Origin of the sequence: Actinomadura geliboluensis (assembly GCF_043197915.1) — a bacterium.
GTDB lineage: Bacteria > Actinomycetota > Actinomycetes > Streptosporangiales > Streptosporangiaceae > Spirillospora > Spirillospora geliboluensis.
Window position 1 is genome coordinate 277,337 of record NZ_JBICUA010000008.1, and the last position, 17,391, is coordinate 294,727.

General features: G+C 75.3%; 18 protein-coding genes. 11 read left to right on the forward strand and 7 right to left on the reverse strand.

Annotated elements, in window-relative coordinates:
* Positions 1-25 precede the first annotated feature (25 nt).
* The 3 genes from ACGFI1_RS26170 (at position 26) to ACGFI1_RS26180 (ending at position 2,185) form a co-directional block, all read left to right on the forward strand.
* Positions 26-868, forward strand: coding sequence for a helix-turn-helix domain-containing protein (locus ACGFI1_RS26170; protein ID WP_386872180.1), 843 nt, complete (start codon positions 26-28; stop codon positions 866-868).
* 1 nt (position 869) lies between these two features.
* Positions 870-1,067 carry a DUF397 domain-containing protein gene (locus ACGFI1_RS26175; RefSeq protein ID WP_138639815.1) on the forward strand — a complete coding sequence of 66 codons (198 nt, stop codon included), beginning with the start codon at positions 870-872 and terminating at the stop codon, positions 1,065-1,067.
* 362 nt (positions 1,068-1,429) lie between these two features.
* Positions 1,430-2,185 carry an ATP-binding protein gene (locus ACGFI1_RS26180; RefSeq protein WP_386872182.1) on the forward strand — a complete coding sequence of 252 codons (756 nt, stop codon included), beginning with the start codon at positions 1,430-1,432 and terminating at the stop codon, positions 2,183-2,185.
* Between the two features lie 13 nt (positions 2,186-2,198).
* On the opposite strand, the gene ACGFI1_RS26185 is transcribed toward ACGFI1_RS26180, so the two are convergent.
* Both ACGFI1_RS26185 and ACGFI1_RS26190 read right to left on the reverse strand, forming a co-directional pair.
* A complete protein-coding gene (locus ACGFI1_RS26185) occupies positions 2,199-2,873 on the reverse strand; it encodes a response regulator (protein WP_392788730.1) in 675 nt (224 codons plus the stop codon).
* Positions 2,843-4,174 carry a sensor histidine kinase gene (locus ACGFI1_RS26190; RefSeq protein WP_392788733.1) on the reverse strand — a complete coding sequence of 444 codons (1,332 nt, stop codon included), beginning with the start codon at positions 4,172-4,174 and terminating at the stop codon, positions 2,843-2,845. Before ACGFI1_RS26190 ends, ACGFI1_RS26185 begins: the two co-directional genes overlap by 31 nt.
* 114 nt (positions 4,175-4,288) lie before the next feature.
* Here ACGFI1_RS26190 and ACGFI1_RS26195 point away from each other — a divergent pair, with 114 nt between their 5' ends.
* The 5 genes from ACGFI1_RS26195 to ACGFI1_RS26215 all read left to right on the forward strand — a co-directional run bounded on the left by ACGFI1_RS26195 (position 4,289) and on the right by ACGFI1_RS26215 (position 10,968).
* Entirely contained in the window at positions 4,289-5,590 is a 1,302-nt protein-coding gene (locus ACGFI1_RS26195; RefSeq protein WP_392788736.1) for an SGNH/GDSL hydrolase family protein, read from the forward strand.
* Positions 5,587-6,327 (forward strand): ABC transporter ATP-binding protein, encoded by a 741-nt coding sequence (locus ACGFI1_RS26200; RefSeq protein WP_392788739.1) that lies wholly within the window; start codon positions 5,587-5,589, stop codon positions 6,325-6,327. Before ACGFI1_RS26195 ends, ACGFI1_RS26200 begins: the two co-directional genes overlap by 4 nt.
* Positions 6,328-6,330: 3 nt before the next feature.
* Positions 6,331-8,262, forward strand: coding sequence for an FtsX-like permease family protein (locus ACGFI1_RS26205; protein ID WP_392788742.1), 1,932 nt, complete (start codon positions 6,331-6,333; stop codon positions 8,260-8,262).
* Positions 8,263-8,382: 120 nt separating this feature from the next.
* Positions 8,383-10,161 (forward strand): serine/threonine-protein kinase, encoded by a 1,779-nt coding sequence (locus tag ACGFI1_RS26210; protein WP_392788745.1) that lies wholly within the window; start codon positions 8,383-8,385, stop codon positions 10,159-10,161.
* 21 nt (positions 10,162-10,182) lie between these two features.
* A complete protein-coding gene (locus ACGFI1_RS26215) occupies positions 10,183-10,968 on the forward strand; it encodes an SDR family NAD(P)-dependent oxidoreductase (RefSeq protein ID WP_392788747.1) in 786 nt (261 codons plus the stop codon).
* Here the strand turns inward: ACGFI1_RS26215 and ACGFI1_RS26220 are convergent.
* Positions 10,965-11,447 carry a hypothetical protein gene (locus ACGFI1_RS26220; RefSeq protein ID WP_364551638.1) on the reverse strand — a complete coding sequence of 161 codons (483 nt, stop codon included), beginning with the start codon at positions 11,445-11,447 and terminating at the stop codon, positions 10,965-10,967. The two genes, ACGFI1_RS26215 and ACGFI1_RS26220, sit on opposite strands and share 4 nt — an antisense overlap.
* A gap of 255 nt (positions 11,448-11,702) precedes the next feature.
* Between ACGFI1_RS26220 and ACGFI1_RS26225 the strand changes: the two genes are divergently transcribed.
* Positions 11,703-11,987 (forward strand): putative quinol monooxygenase, encoded by a 285-nt coding sequence (locus ACGFI1_RS26225; protein WP_386872200.1) that lies wholly within the window; start codon positions 11,703-11,705, stop codon positions 11,985-11,987.
* Positions 11,988-12,018: 31 nt separating this feature from the next.
* Here ACGFI1_RS26225 and ACGFI1_RS26230 read toward each other — a convergent pair whose 3' ends face one another.
* The gene (locus ACGFI1_RS26230; protein ID WP_387069286.1) at positions 12,019-12,417 is read right to left on the reverse strand and encodes a nuclear transport factor 2 family protein; all 399 of its coding nucleotides are present in this window, start codon (positions 12,415-12,417) and stop codon (positions 12,019-12,021) included.
* Between the two features lie 62 nt (positions 12,418-12,479).
* Here ACGFI1_RS26230 and ACGFI1_RS26235 point away from each other — a divergent pair, with 62 nt between their 5' ends.
* Positions 12,480-13,028 (forward strand): TetR family transcriptional regulator, encoded by a 549-nt coding sequence (locus ACGFI1_RS26235; RefSeq protein ID WP_392788751.1) that lies wholly within the window; start codon positions 12,480-12,482, stop codon positions 13,026-13,028.
* Positions 13,029-13,070: 42 nt separating this feature from the next.
* Here ACGFI1_RS26235 and ACGFI1_RS26240 read toward each other — a convergent pair whose 3' ends face one another.
* Both ACGFI1_RS26240 and ACGFI1_RS26245 read right to left on the reverse strand, forming a co-directional pair.
* Positions 13,071-13,379: a hypothetical protein gene (locus ACGFI1_RS26240; protein ID WP_138641424.1), complete on the reverse strand. Its 309-nt coding sequence runs from the start codon at positions 13,377-13,379 to the stop codon at positions 13,071-13,073.
* Between the two features lie 108 nt (positions 13,380-13,487).
* Entirely contained in the window at positions 13,488-13,943 is a 456-nt protein-coding gene (locus ACGFI1_RS26245; protein ID WP_392788754.1) for a pyridoxamine 5'-phosphate oxidase family protein, read from the reverse strand.
* Between the two features lie 120 nt (positions 13,944-14,063).
* On the opposite strand from ACGFI1_RS26245, the gene ACGFI1_RS26250 reads away from it, so the two are divergent.
* A complete protein-coding gene (locus ACGFI1_RS26250) occupies positions 14,064-16,850 on the forward strand; it encodes an ATP-binding protein (protein ID WP_392788757.1) in 2,787 nt (928 codons plus the stop codon).
* Between the two features lie 12 nt (positions 16,851-16,862).
* Here the strand turns inward: ACGFI1_RS26250 and ACGFI1_RS26255 are convergent, their stop codons facing one another.
* Positions 16,863-17,309, reverse strand: coding sequence for an iron chaperone (locus ACGFI1_RS26255; protein WP_392788759.1), 447 nt, complete (start codon positions 17,307-17,309; stop codon positions 16,863-16,865).
* Positions 17,310-17,391: the final 82 nt, after the last annotated feature.

Consider the following 17,391-nt stretch of genomic DNA (forward strand, 5'->3'; position numbering starts at 1 on the left):
CCGTATGTCAAGGGAGGTGGCGCCGATGAGTGAGGCGTACGGCGCCACCATTGCCAAGCGGGGGCTGGCGCGCCGCCTTCGGGACCTGCGCGTCGCGGCCGGATACACGGCCAACCAGGTCTGCGACCGGCTGAACTGGGGACGGGGCAAGGTCGGCCGGTTCGAGGCCAACAACTGGGTTCGGCCCGAGCTCAGTGACATCCGCGACCTGGCGCGCATCTACGAGGGCAGCGACCTCGACGAGCTCGAGGAACTCGCGACGCGCGCCCGGAAGCGGGCCTGGTGGCGTGACTACCCGGACGTCTTCGACAACGAGTTCCCCGGCTACGAGGGGGACGCGTCGAGCATCCGGGTGGTCATGCCGCTGGTGCTGCCCGGCCTGCTGCAGACCCTGCCGTACATGCAGGCGCTGCTCACGTCCGGGACGCGGACGCCGGAGTGGCGGGAGCAGGCGCTGCGGGCCCGGCTGCGGCGCCAGCAGATCCTCGACCGCGACGACGGCACGGCGCCGCAGCTGACCGCGGTCCTCACCGAGGCGTCCCTGATGTACGAGTGGGGCGACCCCGGCGACCGGCGCGCCCAGCTGCGCCACCTGCTCGCCATGTCCGCCAGGCCGAACGTCGAGATGCGGCTGCTGCGCTTCGCCGACGGCCTGCATCCGGGCATGTCGACGCTGGTCAACATCTTCCGGTTCCCGTGCGGGGAGCCGTCCATGGTGTTCCTCGAGAACGACGCCGACATCCAGGAGATCGACGATCCGAGCAGAGTGGAGGCGTATGACGAGATCTTCGAGCAGATCCGCGCGGCGGCGCTGAGCCCCGCCGACACCGCGAAGCACCTGGAGAAACTCATCGCGACGCTGGAGTGAAATGGACCTCTCTCAGGCACGGTGGTTCAAGGCCGCCGCGAGCGCGAGCAGCAACGGCGGATGCGTCGAGGTCGCCGACCTCGGCACCGCGACCGGGCTGCGCGACAGCAGGACGCCCGAGGCGGGGGCGCACGTCGTCCCCCGCTCGGTCTTCGCCGCGTTCCTCGGCGACGTGCGGGCCGGCCGGTACGACCGCTAGCACGCGGTACGGGCCCTGACCGGGCCGCACACATGATCCCCCAGGGCTGCACCCCTGGGGGATCTTCATGTGTGCGGCCCTCTCTCAGGCGCCGTCCACGCTACAGCGGCGGGCGCCGCCCGTCCCGGGTCCGCCGGTACGTTCCCGCCGTCCCGAACATGAACGTGGTTTGTGCGCTTAAGGGGGCATCGGTGAACGTCTCAACTGTCACCGCATGATCCTTGCGATGTTCCGCGTCCGGCGGCCAGAAATGTGCGAAGCTTGTATCTGTGATTCACACATAGCGACTTGCGAACCTCTGAGGTTCAGGTCGCGAATGTCTGAATTGCGAATGTCTCCCAAGACCACCCGAGGTGGGCGTCATGACGAAGGCCGCAGCGACGTGCGGGATTCCGTGGAGGCTGGAGAACGGCGGCTGCGCGGCACTGCCCCTGCCCGGGGACGACACGATCGCGCGGGTCGCCCGCGCGCACGTCACCGGCCTGCTGCCCGCGCTCGGGCTCGCCGTCCAGGACGCCGACGACATCACGCTCATGGTCAGCGAGCTGGCCACGAACGTCTTACAGCACGCGACCCCCGGCGACGGCCCGTCCGGCGCCGAACTCTGGGTCTACCAGCGCGCGGACGGGCGCGGCGCCGACGAGCTGGTCATCAAGGCGTTCGACACGCTGCGCGCCTGGCGCCCGCAGGCGCCCGCCGGCCCGATGCTCGAACACGGCCGCGGCCTGGAGATCATCGAGCTGCTGACCGGCGGCCGCTGGGGGCACCACCCGTCCCGCTCCCGGCTCCGGTCGCCGGCCGTCCGGGGGAAGGCGACCTGGTTCGCGCTGCCCCTGCCGCGCACCGCGCGCCGCCACCGGCACAACTGGCGCATGGACGGCCCGCACGCCGTGCGGGACCTGCACGCGCTGCTCGTCCAGCGCGGCGTGCACGACCTCGTCCCGGGTGACGAGCTCGGCGTCTCCGTCCTGTCCGGCCAGGGCGACCTGACCGTCTGGTGCGAGTCGGCGACCTTCCGCTGGTGCGCCCGCACCGGCGAGACCGGCAAGCTCCCGATCACCGACATCACCGAGGTCTGCGAGCAGCTCGTCCGCATCTGGGAGACGATGGCCCCCTGAGCCGCCGCGGGGGTCACCCGGCGTCGCGGCCGCGCAGGTAGGCGAGCACGGCGAGGACCCTGCGGTGGGTGTCGTCGGTCTGCGGCAGGTCGAGCTTGGCGAGGATGCCGCGGACGTGCTTGCCCACCGTCGCCTCCGTGACGACGAGCCGCCGGGCGATGGCGGCGTTGGAGCAGCCCTCGGCGATGAGCGCGAGCACCTCGCGCTCGCGCGGCGACAGCTCGCCGAGAGGGTCCCGGCGCCGGCGGATGAGCTGCCGGACGACCTGCGGGTCCACCACGGTGCCGCCGTCCACGACCCGGCGCAGCGAGTCGGCGAAGTCGGCGACGTCCACCACCCGGTCCTTGAGCAGGTAGCCGACGCGGCGGCCCGTCCCGGAGTCCAGCAGGTCGGCGGAGTAGCTCAGCTCGACGTACTGGCTGAGCGCGACGACCGCGAGGTCCGGGTCGGCGCGGCGCAGCGCGACGGCGGCGCGCAGGCCCTCGTCGGAGAAGCCCGGCGGCATCCGGATATCGGTGACGACCAGGTCCGGGCGGTGCTCGGCGACGGCCGCGAGCAGCGCCTCGGCGTCGCCCACGGCGGCGGCCACCTCGAACCCGAACCTGGCCAGCAGGCCGGCGAGGCCCTCCCGCAGGAGGGCGCCGTCCTCGGCGAGGACTACGCGGACGGCGGTGCGCTCAGGCTGCACGGAAGCTCCACACGGACGACGGTCGGCCCCCCGGCGGGGCTCGACACCAGCAGTCTGCCGTCGATCACCGCGACCCGGTCGGCGAGGCCGGTCAGCCCGGTGCCGAGGCGCGGGTCGGCGCCGCCCGCGCCGTCGTCGGCGACCTCCACGGTGAGGACGCCGCCGTCCCACCGCGCGGTCACCGCGGCGCGTGCGGCGCCGCTGTGCTTGGCGGCGTTGGTGAGCGCCTCGGCGGCGGCGAAGTAGGCGGTGCCCTCCACGTGGCGCGGGGGCCTGCCGGGCAGGTCGGCGTCGACCTCCACCGGGAGCGTCGACCGGTCGGCCAGCTCGCCCAGCGCCGCCGCCAGCCCCCGGTCGGTGAGCACGCGGGGGTGGATGCCGTGGATCAGCTCGCGCAACTCGGCCATGAGCTGCTTGGCCTCCCGGTGGGCGTCGGCCACGCCCTCGGCCGCGGGGGAACCGGGCGGCAGGTCCATGCGGGCGAGCCCGAGCTTCATGGTGAGCGAGACGAGCCGCTGCTGCGCGCCGTCGTGCAGGTCGCGCTCGATGCGGCGCCGCTCGGCGTCGAACGCGTCCACCAGCCGGGCCCGGGAGCGCTCGACCTCGACCAGCTCGGCGTGAAGCCGTCCGCCGGAGGCGTCCTGGAGGAGCGTCCGGGCCAGGGCGGCCTGCGCGCCCGCGACGAGCGCGAGCAGGTAGGGGACGGCGGGCAGCAGCGCGAGCGCGGCGACCGCGTACGGGAGCGCGTCCGCCGGGGCGGCGACCTTCACCGGCCCGAGCGCCATCGGCCCGTCCCCGCCCAGCAGGATCAGCGGCGCGGCGGCGGCGCCGAACTGGAACGCCAGCACGGCGAGCAGCGCGGCGTAGAGCACCGGGACGATCGCCGCCACCAGCAGGAAGTAGCCGAGTTCGCGCCAGGTCGCCGGTTCGGCGCAGCGCGTGCGGAGCCACGGGCCGAAGCCGGGGGCGGGCGGGCGCCGGTGGCCCGACCGTGCCGGACGGGCGTCCACCAGCCGCAGGCGCCGCCGCTCCAGCCGGGCCAGCGGCATCGTGACCGGCGGCCCGAGCACGGCGGCGAGCAGGGCGCCGAGGACGACGAAGACCGCCCGCTCGCCCAGGCCCGCGCCGGGTGAGGCCGCCAGGAGCCACAGCAGCGCGGGCACGGCCAGCGGCACCCACGCGGCGAGGGCGACCGGCGCGGTGGACAGCGCGAACGCTGCGGCGCGCCAGGGCCAGCCCGTCAGCAGGAATCGGCGCCGCCCCATCGCGGCCAGCGCGGTCGGCGGCGGGTCGGTCGGCACAGGCGTACGGTAGCCGAGCCTTCCGGGTGCGGAGCGCGGGTAGTGCTGGGCATACCCCGAAGTCGGGGGCCTGCCGTGATGTGGCGCGGGGTGCCGCGGCGGTGGGATCGAGGCATGAGACGAAAGCCCTCCGCACGCATGATCCTTCCCCTGGCCGGCGTGACCGGCATGGTGCTGGTCGCCGGGCTCGTGCCCCCGCTTCCCGGCGGTCCCGAGGCGTCGGCGCGACCGGTCGCCGCACCGTCCGCGAGCTGGTCGCAGAGCTGGGGGACGGCGATGCAGCGCCCCCTCGCCGCCGGTGAGGACGACGGGCCGAACTGGTCGACGGCGGGCTTCGGCGACCACTCGCTGCGGCAGGTCGTCCGGCTGAGCACGGGCGGCACGCGGATCCGGATCCGGCTGTCCAACCGCTACGGCACGGCCCCGCTGCGGGTCGCCGCCGGCGTGGTCGGCCGGTCGGCGGGCGGCGCCAAGGTGTGGCCGGGCACCGCGGCCGCGCTGACGTTCGGCGGCGGCCGCTCCGCCGCCGTCCCGCCGGGCCGGGAGCTCGTCAGCGATCCGGTGCCGCTGGCCACCGCGCCGCTGGAGAAGCTGGCCGTCACGCTCCGGTTCACGGGCGCCACCGGGCCGGCGACCTTCCACCGCTTCACCACCGGGCCCGCCTACCGGGCGCCCGGCGACCACCTCTCCGACATCGGCTCGGACGCCTACACCGAGACCACCGACGCGCTCTACTACCTGGCCGGCGTCGACGTGACCGGCGGCACCGCCGGTACCGGCTCCGTGGTGGCCTTCGGCGACTCGCTCGTCGACGGCGTCGGCGCGTCCCCCGGTGCCGACGCGCGGCTGCCGGACGCGCTCGCGGAGCGGCTCGCCGCCGCCCGCCGCCCGCTCGGCGTCGTCAACGCGGGGATCGGCGGGAACCGGCTGCGGTACGACTCGGCGTGCAGCGGCGACAAGGCCACCGCCCGGTTCGCCCGCGACGTCCTGGCCCGGCCGGGCGTCCGGTCGGTGATCGTGCACCTCGGCGCCAACGACATCCGCGACACTCCAGGCGACCCGTGCCTGGTGCCGGGCGGGCCCTCGACCGCCCGGCAGGTCATCGCGGCCCAGCGGCAGCTGATCCGCGCGGCCCATGCCCGCGGCTTGAAGGTCGTCGGGACGACCATCCTGCCGATGAAGGGCGCGCTGTTCCCGGTGTGGACGCCGCAGGTGGAGAAGGAGCGCGACGCCGTCAACCACTGGATCCGCACCAGCGGCGAGTACGACGCGGTCCTGGACGCCGACCGGATCATGGCCGACCCCGCCGACCCTGACCGTCCACGCCTGGCCTACGTGTACGAGGACGGCCTGCACCCCAACGACGCGGGCTACCAGGCCCTGGCGCGCGGCATCGACCTGGGCGCCCTGCGATGAACCACCCGCCTCCGCCTCCGCCGGTGCAACTGCACGAGGTGAGCAGGCACTACGGGACGGGCGAGGCGCGCGTCCACGCGCTCGCGGGCGTCAGCATCGCCTTCCCCGCCGCCACCTGGACCGCCGTGATGGGCCCGTCCGGTTCCGGCAAGTCGACCCTGCTGCACTGCGCCGCGGGCCTGGACCGGGCGTCCTCGGGACGCGTCCTGCTGGCCGGGCAGGACGTCACCCGCGCCACCGACGCCGCGCTGACCGCGCTGAGGCGCCGCGCCGTGGGCTTCATCTTCCAGAACTTCAACCTGATCGGCTCGCTGACCGCCGAGCAGAACGTCGCGCTCCCGCTGAAGCTCGCCGGGGCCCGGCCGTCCCGCGCGGACGTGCGGGCCGCGCTGGCCGACGTCGGGCTGGCGGAGCGCGCGCGGCACCGGCCCCGCGAACTGTCGGGCGGGCAGCAGCAGCGGGTGGCGATCGCCCGCGCGATCGTGACGCGGCCCTCGGTGCTGTTCGCCGACGAACCCACCGGCGCCCTGGACACCGGGTCGGCCCGCACGGTCCTGTCACTGCTGCGCCGCATGGTGGACGAGGCGGGGCAGTGCGTCGTCATGGTGACCCATGATCCGGTTGCGGCGGCCAACGCCGACGCGGTGGTGTTCCTGTCCGACGGCCGCATCGCCGATCGGCTGGTGCGTCCCTCCGCCGCCCAGGTGGCGGAACGCCTCACCCGGCTGGAGGGCTGACCCGTGCTGCGCGTCTCCGCCGCCACCGTCCGGGACCGCTGGCCGCTGTTCGCCGGAGGGCTGCTGACGGTCACGCTCGGGGTGGCGCTCGTCCAGTCGTCGGTGCTCGTCCTGGTGTCCACGGGCGAGCCGGAGATCCCGCCGGGCACGTCCGGCCGGGCCGCCGAGCAGATCAGGGAGGGGTACGTCGGGGCGGCGACGCTGCTCGGTATGGCGACCCCGCTGGCGATGTTCCTCGCGGTGTTCATCGTCGGGTCGACGTTCGCGTTCGCCGTCGAGCAGCGGCGGGCGGAACTGGCCCTGCTGCGCATGATCGGCGGGAGCCGCCCGCAGGTCGTCCGGCTGCTGCTGGGCGAGGCGTTCCTGCTGGGGCTGGCCGGCAGCGCCCTCGGCATCGCGCTGGGGGTGCCCGCCGCCTGGGCGCAGGGGCGGCTGCTGATCGGGATCGGCCTGCTGCCGGACGGCTTCTCCGCGCGCTGGTCCGCCTGGGTGCTGGTGCTCTCGCCGTGCGTGGGGACCGGCGTCGCGATCGGCGGGGTGCTCGCCGCCGCCTACCGGGCGGCCCGGGTGCGTCCGCTGGACGCCCTGCGCGGCGCGCCCCGCGCGACCCGCGTGATGACCGCCGGCCGCTGGCTGGCGGGCCTGTCCTCGCTCGCCCTCACGGTGGTGCTCGTCGCGGCCGGGCACGGCGCGGACCTGCTGGGCGCCCTGCTGGTCGCGATGGCCGTCTCCGTCTTCGGATCGATCGCGCTCAGCGCGCTGAGCCCCCTGGTCGTCCCGCTGTTCGGCCGGCTGCTCGGGACGGTGCTGCGCACCGGCGCGCTCGGCGACCTGGCGCAGGCCAACCTGCGGGACGCGGTGCGGCGCAGCGCCTCGACCGCCGCGCCCCTCATCGTGCTGGTCGGCCTGCTCGTCGGCCTCACCGGCGCGCTGAACTCGCTCGCCCGCGCCACCGGCGCCGACCTGCAGCGGACCACCGCCGCCGACCTGGTGGTGACCTCGACCGGTGCCGCCGCGGCCCGGATCGCCGACGTGCCGGGAGTGGACGTGGCGTCCGCGCAGAGCCAGGTGGAGATGTCGGTGACCGCCCGGCACCGGGTGGGCCGGCGCACCTACCGGCAGACGCACCACTCGGGGATCACCGCGGTCGACGCCGCCGCCTACCGGCGCACCCACCGCCTCACCCCGCGCTCCGGATCGCTCGACGCCCTGCACGGACGCACCGTCGCGATCGGGCCCCGGCTGGCCGCCCAGGGCGTCCGGGGCCGCACGGTGACGGCGCGGATCGGCGACCGCCGGGTCACGCTGCGCACCGTCGCGCGGATGCCGGAGGTCCTGGAGAACGGGAGCGACACTTTCCTGGTGCCGCGCGACCTCCTCCCCGCCGCGATGCTCGCGGACGCGCCGACCGAGACCATGGTCCGGGTCGCGCCCGGCGCGTCGCCGGAGGCGGTCGCCGACCGGATCCGCGCCGGCGGCCTCGGCGAGGTGCGGACCGTGGGCCGGTGGGCCGACGCCAGGGTGGCCGAGCAGCAGCGCGGGACCATGGGGATCATGGCCGTGCTGATGGGGATGTCCGGCCTGTACGCCGCGATCGCGGTCGTCAACGCCGTCGTGATCGCCGCCGCCGAGCGGCGCGGGGAGTTCGCCGTCGCCCGCGCCACCGGGCTGAGCCGGCGGCAGGTCGTCGTCATGGCCGCCGTCGAGGCGGCGGCGGTGACGGTGATCGGCCTGCTCCTCGGGGCCCTGGTCGCGGCGGCGGCGCTGGCGGGCTTCCATCCGGGGCCGGGCGGGGTGCGCATCCTCGCCGTGCCATGGACCCTGTTCGGCCTGCTCGTAGCGGTCTCGCTCGCCGTCACCACCATCACCGGAGCAGTCACGGCGGCGGCGGCGACCCGGCCGTCCCCGACGTCGCTCCTCGCCGCCCGCGAGTGAGGCGGTGCACCGGCCGCGCTCGGGCGCCGGCTGTGCGTCGGAAGACGCAGAACGGGACGAACACTCTCGGTACTGTGTGCGTCAAATAGACGATCATGTGCAGCCGGTGCTGGGGGTGGGATGTCCGGGGCGGGACTCAAGGCGCTCAGGCCGGGTGATCCGGAGCAGGTCGGACCCTACCGGCTGCTGGCCCGGCTCGGGGCCGGCGGGATGGGCCGGGTCTATCTGGGACGCTCGCCGGGGCGGCGGCTGGTCGCGGTCAAGGTCGTCCACCCGCACTTCGCCGACAACGCCTCGTTCCGGCGCCGGTTCGCGAAGGAGGTCGCCGCGGCGCGCCGCATCGGGGGCTTCTACACGGCGCACGTGGTGGACGCCGACCCCGACGCCGACCCGCCGTGGCTGGTGACGGAGTACATCGCCGGGCCGACGCTGCAAGAAGCCGTGGACGAGAACGGCCCGCTGCCCGAGGCGTCGGTGGCCGCGCTCGGCGCCGGGCTCGCGGAGGGGCTCGGGGCCGTCCACGAGCAGCACGTGATCCACCGGGACCTCAAGCCGGGGAACGTGCTGCTGGCCCGGGACGGCGCCCGGATCATCGACTTCGGCATCGCCCGCGCGATGGACGCCACGTCCCAGAGCCTGACCCTGGTGGGGACGCCCGGGTACATGTCGCCCGAGCAGTACCTCGGCGGCGACATCGGGCCGGCGAGCGACGTGTTCTGCCTGGCCGCCGTGCTGACCTTCGCCGCCACCGGCCGCCACCCGTTCGGGGAGGGGCCGCCGGACGCGCTCGGCTACCGCGTCCGGCACGAGGAGCCCGACCTCGCGGGCATCCCGGCGGCGCTGCAGGAGCTCGTCGCGGCGGGCCTGGAGAAGGACCCGGACGACCGCCCGCCGACCGAGGAGTTCCTGGAGCGCTGCTCCGCGCTGGCCCCGGACGAGGGCATGTCCCTCCCGAAGACGTTCGACACGATGATCGCCACGCGCGTCGCCGAGACGGAGGTCTTCGCGGGAAGCCTCGGCGCGGGGAAGAAGTCCGAGCCGAAGCCGCCGCCCAAGCCGAAGCCGAAGGCGCCGCCCAAGCCCAAGGCCGAGCCGAAGGCGCCGCCCAGGCCGAAGGCGCAGCAGCCCAAGGCCCAGGCGCAGGGCCAGGCGCAGCCGCCCCCGCGGCCGCAGCAGCAGCAGCCGCGCCCGCCGGCCAAGCAGCCGGCACCGGCCGGCGGGATCGCGGCCGGGGTCATCGGGGTGCTGCTGGTCGTGCTGCTCATCGCCGTCGCCGCCCAGGACCGGTCGGGCTCGTCGGGCAACGCCGGTGCCTCGTCGTCCACGTCGTCGTCGCCCACCTCGACCACCACCCGGACGTCCGGGCTCTACGGCGGCTCGGACCCCACCGGTTCGTCGAGCCCGACGCCGACCCCGGACCCGACCTTCGAGGCGTTCGACGCGATCAGGGTCGGCGACTGCCTGGACGCCTACCAGGACCCCTACGACTCCTCCGAGTGGAGCGAGGACGAGCCGACCGCGGTCTCCTGCGGCCGGAGCGACGCGTACCTGAAGGTCTACGGCGTGGAGGACTCCGGCAGCGGGTGCGACGCCGAGGCGCTCGACGGCGAGGACTGGTGGAGCTCGCCCTACCACGACGGAGAGCGGATCTACCTCTGCGTGCGGCGGCAGTTCAGGGAGGGCGAGTGCTTCCTGGGCAAGAAGAGCACGAAGAACGGCAGCACGGCGGCCATCAACGGGCACGGCCTGATGACCTCGTGGGGCTGCGGTAAGAGCACCGTCCCCCGGGGGTTCAACTACATCCTCCAGTTCACCGGCTACTACGAGTCCACGTGCCCGAGCGGCTCGCTGCGGTGGACGGACTTCCGCAAGGGAGTACTCTGCGCCCGCATCGTGTGAGCGACGCCGAAAGGGTGTGCGGTGGGTGAATCCTTCGTCGTGACCGGCGGTGGACGCGGCGTGGGCCGCGTGATCGTCGAGCGGCTGCTCCGGGACGGGGGCGGCGTCGTGGTGATCGAGCTCGACGCGGCGGCGGTCGCGTGGGCGGACGGCGTCCCGGGCGTCGCCGCGGTCGTCGGGAGCGCCGCCGACGAGAGCGTCGCGGAGCGGGCCGCCGACCTGGCGCAGGAGGCGGGGACGCTCGCCGGGTGGGTCAACAACGCTGCCGTCTTCCGCGACGTCGCGTCCCCGTCCGCGCGGGAGCTGCTGGACCTGGTCGCGCTGAACTTCGATCCGGCGGTGGTCGGCTGCGTGACCGCCGTCCGCCGGTTCCTGGACGCCGGCACGGGCGGCGCCATCGTCAACGTCTCGTCCCATCAGGCGCGGCGTCCCGTGCGGGGGTCGCTTCCCTACGCGACGGCGAAGGCGGCGGTCGAGGGGCTCACCCGGGCCCTCGCCGTCGACTACGGCCCGTACGGCATCCGCGCGAACGCCGTCGCGCTGGGCTCCATCACCACCGAGCGGTACGAGCACTTCCTGGCGGAGCAGGCGCCCGAGGAGGCCGCCCGGATCGAGGGCGAGATGCGGCTGCTCCACCCGGTCGGCCGTGTGGGACGCCCGGACGAGGTGGCCGCCGCCGTCGCGTACCTGCTCTCGGACGAGGCGAGCTTCGTCAACGGCGCCGTCCTCCCGGTGGACGGCGGGCGCCACGTGGTGGGCCGCGACCCCGAGGAGGCCCCTGCCGTCCCGGACGATCGCGCGCCCTAACCTCCCGACTTCGCGGCGGCGACGGCGTCGCGCAGGGCGGTGAGGAAGTCCTTGCCGTCGGCGTCGTCGCCCAGGGCGAGGTGGAACGAGGCGGCTTCCGGCATGCCCGACCACGGCCCGGTGGCGCTGATCCCCGTGTCCGGCACGAGCGGCGGGAGCGCGTCGAGGACGACGTCCCCCAGCCAGATCGACCGGACGTGGACGCCCCGGCGCTTCCCGGCCACGGCGACCACGAGGTAGGTGGGCAGGAGCAGCGCGACCGTCGTGTGCTCGCCGTCGGGGTCGCCCGACCCCGTGAGCCTCGCCAGCGGTCCCGGCCGCCTCAGCCGGACGCTGCGCGTGACGCAGCACCACCGGGCGGTGCCGAGCGCGTTCCCGAGCAGGTGCTCCTGGGCGTGCGCGGCGATCGCCGCCCGCACCTCCGGATCGAGCGCCCCGGGCTCGGACCGCCTGCTGGAACGCTCGTACAGACGCTTCATTTCCCCCCACCTCCGGAAAACCCGCTGTGAGCGTACGGCGGGAGAAGTCGCCGGAAAGTGCCCCCGCCCGACAGCGGTCATAGCATTGCAAAAACGGCGATGTGGCGCCATCGTCACTGGTCGGGGAAATATGCGTGAATTTCCGTATCCGGACGGACGGCCCCCGCGGGGCGGGGGCCGCTCCGCGGCGGATCTGTCGGTGGCGTTCGGCACACTGGCCTGGTCGGCGGTACGGACGGCCCAGGGAGGTCGAGCGTGGTCATCATCTCGGGGAAGCTTTATGTGGACGCCGAGGCCAGGGACGCCTATCTGGAGGGGTGCCGGGAGGTCGTCGAACTGGCGAGAAAAGCAGCGGGCTGCCTTGATTTCGCCATTTCGGCCGATCTCCTGGAGCCCGGCCGGATCAACGTGTACGAGCGCTGGGAAAGCGGCGAGGCCGTCGAGCGGTTCCGCGGGACGGGCCCGTCGTCGGAGCAGCAGGCGGAGATCCGCGACGCCGAGGTGAACCGGTACCTGATCTCCGGCGTCGAGGCCCCCTAGCGCCAGAAGGCCAGGAGGTCGGAAGGCCAGGTCAGGAGGCCAGGGCCTCGTGCCATCGGGCCGTGTCGGTGTACTGGTGGAGCCAGGAGATCCGGCCGTCGGTGACGCGCCACAGGTGGACGAACTCCGCCTCGTAGCGGCGCTCGGTGGAGCGCGCGGTGCCCCGGTAGTGACCGGTCACCACCACGAGCCCGTCGCCGGTCTCGTGCCAGGTCTCGGCGTAGGGCGCCGTGTCGTACTCGGCGAAGATGGCGCCCCACACGCGGGTGAGCGTCTCCTCGGGGCCGTGGAAGGCGCCGCCCGCGCCGAACGGCAGGCCGGGCGCGGTGCGGGCCTCGAACTCCGGGTGCAGCAGCGCGAGGATCGCGGCGGCGTCCCGCGCCTGCGTGGCGGTGTAGAACCCGGCGACGAGATCGGCGTCGGCGGTCATGGGCACCTCTTTTAGAGACAGTGTTCTAGAATATATCCACTACTAGCATGGAGGGTGCCGCCATGGGAAGACCGGCCAAGTTCGGTGAGGACCGGATCCTCGACGCCGCGCTCGCGGTGCTCGCCGAGGACGGGCCCGGCGCGGCCACCATCGGCGCCATCGCGGCGCGCCTCGGCGCCCCGTCCGGCTCGATCTACCACCGGTTCGGGTCCCGCGACCTGCTGCTCGCCACCCTCTGGGCGCGCTGCGCGCGCCGCTTCCAGGAGGGGTTCGCCGCGGCCCTGGCGGCGGACGACGCCGAGGCGGCGGCGCTCCACACGCCCCGCTGGTGCCGCGCGCATCCGGACGAGGCCGCCGTCCTGCTGCTCTACCGGCGGCAGGACCTCGTGGCCGAATGGCCCGAGGAGTTCGCCGCGCTGAACGAGGAGAGCGCCGCCGCGCTCGACTCCTTCGCCGAGCGGCATCCGGGCCTGGAGCGCGAGCGGCTGGTCTTCGCCACGGTCGACGTCCCCTACGGCGCCGTCCGCCGCCACCTGCTGGCCCGCCGCCCGCCCCCGCCCGAGGTCGACGCTCTGATCGTCACGGCCTGCCGCGCCGTCCTGTCGTCCTGACGGAGGCGCGGCGGCCGGTTCCGGGCGTCGGTGCCGCCCGCGTCACTGCAGGTCGAACTTGACCTTCTCGCCCTCGATCGAGGTCACCGTGATCGTCACCGGGCCCACCTGGGCGCGCTGCCCGGTGGCGATGGTGGCGGGCGCGGAGCCGTCCGCCGAGACCGTGACGCCCCGGCCGGAGATCTGCGAGACGGTGACGTCGACGTCGTTGACCTCCACGGTCTGCCCGGCGCCGGTCACGGTCACGTGGCACTTGCCGTTAACGCAGCTGTGCGAGTTGGACTGGCATCCGCCGAGCACCAGGACGCCCCCGGCCGCGAGAGCGGCGAGAACCGGAACTGCGCGCTTCACATAAACCCCCATGTCAGGCGATATCGGAGGTATTGATGCGCGTTCCGGCCGCCAGGTTCCCCCTGCCGAAGGCTGAAACCGGCCACCCCGACCGGCCGAGCGGGGAGGTCAGGGCAGCCAGCGGCCGTCGCGCATGAGGTCGCGGCCGGGGAGTTCGTTCACCTCGCGCCACGCCTGGACGCGGCGCGGGGTGATCCGGAACCAGCGGTAGGCGCCGGCCGCCTCGCGCGGGTCGAAGCCGGCCTGCGCGGCGAACCGGTCGGCCCGTTCCGCCGGCAGCGCGTCCAGGTCGAGCACCTCCACCGTGCCGTCGATCAGGGACACGTCGCGGGTGCCGCCGAGGGCGAGCCGGACGGTCCGGCCGGCGGCGAGGTTGCGGCCGGTGGGGCTGTCCGCGGGGGTGGCCGCGAGCAGCGCCTCGCCGTCCCAGTCGAAGGACAGCGGCACCAGGTGGGGGACGCCGTCCGGGGAGGCGGTCGCCACCCAGACGTCCACGTCGTGGGCGAGCCGGTGCTCGGTGTCGCGGCGGCGCTCGGCGCGCGAGCGCGGGGCGGGGAGGGTCATGGTCGCTCCTCGGATCGCGGGTGGTGGCCGGCCGGCGGGCCGGCGCGGTCCCAGGCTCTCCCGCCCGGCGGGCGGGACGCCTCCGTGCCGAGCACGGAACCCGCCACGGATAATGGGCCGGTGACGACGATCTCCGCCCGCGAGGCCGAGGTGCTCGCCCTGGTCGGGGCGCATCTGAGCAATGCCGAGATCGCCGCGCGGCTGGTGCTGTCGGTCCGCACCGTCGAGTCGCACGTGTCCTCGCTGCTGCGCAAGCTGGCGCTGCCGGACCGGCGGGCGCTCGCCCGGCACGCCGCCGAGTTCGCCCGCGCCGAGCAGTCGCGGTCGGCGCCCGCGCTGCCCGCGCCGCTGACGGCCTTCATCGGACGGGTCCGCGAGCGCCGGGAGCTGGCGGCGGCGGTGCGGGGCAGCCGGCTGGTGACCGTGGCCGGGCCCGGCGGGGTCGGCAAGACGCGGCTCGCGCTCGCGGCGGCGGAGGACCTGGCAGGTGACTTCGCCGACGGGGTGTGGTTCGCGGACCTGGTCCCGGTCACCGAGCCGGGACGGGTGGGCGCGGCGGTCGCGGCGGCGGCGGGGGTCGGGGAGCAGCCCGGACGCGGCATCGACGACGCGGTCGCGGCGGCGCTGGCCGACCGCCGCGCGCTGCTGGTGCTCGACAACTGCGAGCACGTGCGGGACGGGGTGGCGCCGTTCGTGGAGCGGCTGCTCGCCGCCTGCCCGGAGCTGCGCGTGCTGGTGACGAGCCGGGCCCGGCTGATGGTCCCGTTCGAGCACGTCGTGGCCGTCCCGCCGCTGTCGCGGGACGGGGGCGACGAGTCCGAGGCGGTGGCGCTGTTCCTGGACCGGGCGGCCGTCGCGGGCCTGCCGCCGGACCCGGCGGCGCGCGAGCAGGCCGTGGCCGTCTGCGAGGGGCTCGGCGGCATGGCGCTGGCGATCGAGCTGGCGGCGGCCCGCTGGTCCACGCTCGGGCTGGACGGCCTCATGACGGGCCTCTCCGATCAGCTGCGCATCCTCACCGGCGGGTCCCGCGCCGACGACCGGCACCGGTCGGTGCGGGCGGTGCTCGACTGGAGCCACGACCTGCTGGAGCCGCCGGAGCAGGCGCTGCTCCGCCGGATCTCCGTGTTCGTCGCGCCGTTCACCGCCGGTGACGCCGCCGAGGTCGCCGGGTTCGCCCCGCTGGACCCGGCGGCGGTCGTGGACGGGCTCGGGGCGCTCGCCGAGCAGAGCCTGCTCTCGGTGGCGCCGTCCCCGTCCGGCACCCGGTACCACGCGCTGGAGACGATCCGCCAGTACGGGACGGAGCGGCTCGCCGAGGCGGGCGAGCTCGCGGACGTCCGGGCCCGGCATCTGCGCTGGTGCCTGGCCAACGCGTCCGCCCTGCGGGAGACCGGCGGCGCGGACTGGCGCGCCCGGTTCGACGACGCCGCCGAGGACATGCGGGCCGCGCTCACCTGGGCCGCCGACCTGCCCGAGCGGCGCCCGGACGCCTACCGGCTCGCCGTGCCCATGGCCGAGCTGGCCTTCGCCCGCAACCTGCTCGGCGAGGCCCAGCAGCGGTTCGAGCAGGCGGCGGGGCTCGCCGCCGACGGTGCCGAGGCCGCTGCGGCGCTCCGGCACGCCGCCGCCGTGGCCGGGTGCCGCAGCCTCGACGGCGAGATGTACCGGCTGCACCGCGCCGCCGCCGAGGCCGCCCGCCGCGCGGGCGACACCGCCGCCGCCGGGCGCGACCTGGCCGCCGCCGCGACCGTCGCGTACCGCTTCTCCAGCTCGTTCGAGCGCATCCCGCCCGCCGCGGAGGTGGCGGCGATCCTCGCGGAGGCGCGGAAGCTGGCCGGTGACTCACCGGCCGCCGAGGCGGCGGTCGCGCTGGCGGAGGCGGCGGTGGAGGCGGACGCGTTCGGGGCCGTCCAGGGCGACCCGGAGAACCCGGCGGCGGAGACGGTCCGGCGGGCCGGGCGGGCGGTGGAGCTGGCGCGGCGCGCGGGCGACCCGGTGGCCGAGTCCGCCGCGCTGGACGCGCTCTCCGGCGCGCAGAGCTGGGCCGGCGACCCGTTCGCGGCGGCGGCCGCCGCAGGCCGCCGGATCGCCCTGCTGTCCGCCGAGCCGGACGGCCCGGCGGGCACCCACGAGCTGATGGACGCCCTCGCCATGGCCGCCGGGACCGCCGTCGGCGTGGGGCGGCTGCCGGACGCCCGCCGCTGGGGCGGGCGGCTCGCCGACCACCCGCTGCTGGCGGAGGCGGGGCACCACGCCACGTCCTGGCTGCTCGTCGCGGACGCGTTCAGCGGCCTGGCGGGCGAGCTGCTCCCGGTCAGCGCCCGGTTCCTCGACTCGTGGGAGCGGAACGGCCTGCGGTCGCGGTCCCTCGCGCCCGCCGCCGCGTCGGTCGCGATGGTCCACGGCCTGCGCGGCGACCGGGACGCCCGCGCGTCCTGGCTCGCGATCGCCGCGGACGCCGGGCCCGAGGGGGACAACCGCCTGGGCTACGGCGCGGTCTTCGACACCATGGTCCTGCTCCACAACGGCGACGCGGACGCGGCGCTGGAACGGGTCGCCCCTGAGCCCGACCAGGTGTGGAAGTGGGTGTGCTGGGTCTGGCTGCACTGGTACACGGCGCTGCGGGCGGAGGCGGCGGTGCTCGCCGGGCATCCCGAGGCCCGCGACCGGATCGCCGCCGCCCGGACGGTCGTCACCGGCAACCCGGTCGCCTCCGCGCAGGTGGACCGGGCGGAGGCGCTGCTCGACGGCGACCTCCCGCGCCAGCTCGCCGCGGCGGAGGCGTTCGAGGCGGCCGGGTGCCCGTACCAGGCGGCGCGCACGCTGCTCCTCGCCGGCGGCGACCACACCGCCGCCGGAGAGGCCGCGCTCGCCGGACTCGGGCTCGCCCCGGCGGCCGCCCGGTAGGGGCGGACGCGTTCAGCCCATCGCCCGCTTCACGAGGGCGGCGATGCGCCCCTCCACCTCGGGCGTCACCTCGGTCAGCGCGAACGCGGTCGCCCACATCGGGCCGTCGTCCAGCTTCGCCGGGTCGTTGAAGCCGAGCGTGGCGTAGCGCGTCTTGAACTTCGCCGCGGGCTGGAAGAAGCAGACGTTCTTCCCGTCCAGCGCGTAGGCGGGCATCCCGTACCAGAGCTTCGGTGCGAGGGAGGGCGCGGTGGACGTGATGACGGCGTGGACGCGCTCGGCCATGGCCCGGTCCGCGTCTCCCATCTCGGCGATCTTCGCGAGGACGTCCCGCGCGGCCTCCGCGGCCTTGTCGGCGCGCGAGGCGCGCCGCGCCGCCTTCTTCTGCTCCTCCGCGTGGTCCTTCATCGCGGCCCGCTCCTCGGCGGTGAACCCCTCGTACGTGCCGTTCGCGGCCATGATCACTCCCGTTGTCCGTGGTTCGACCGTCCCGAACCGGGCCGGTCGCCGTGGTTACGAGCATCGCCGGACGGCGGTACGG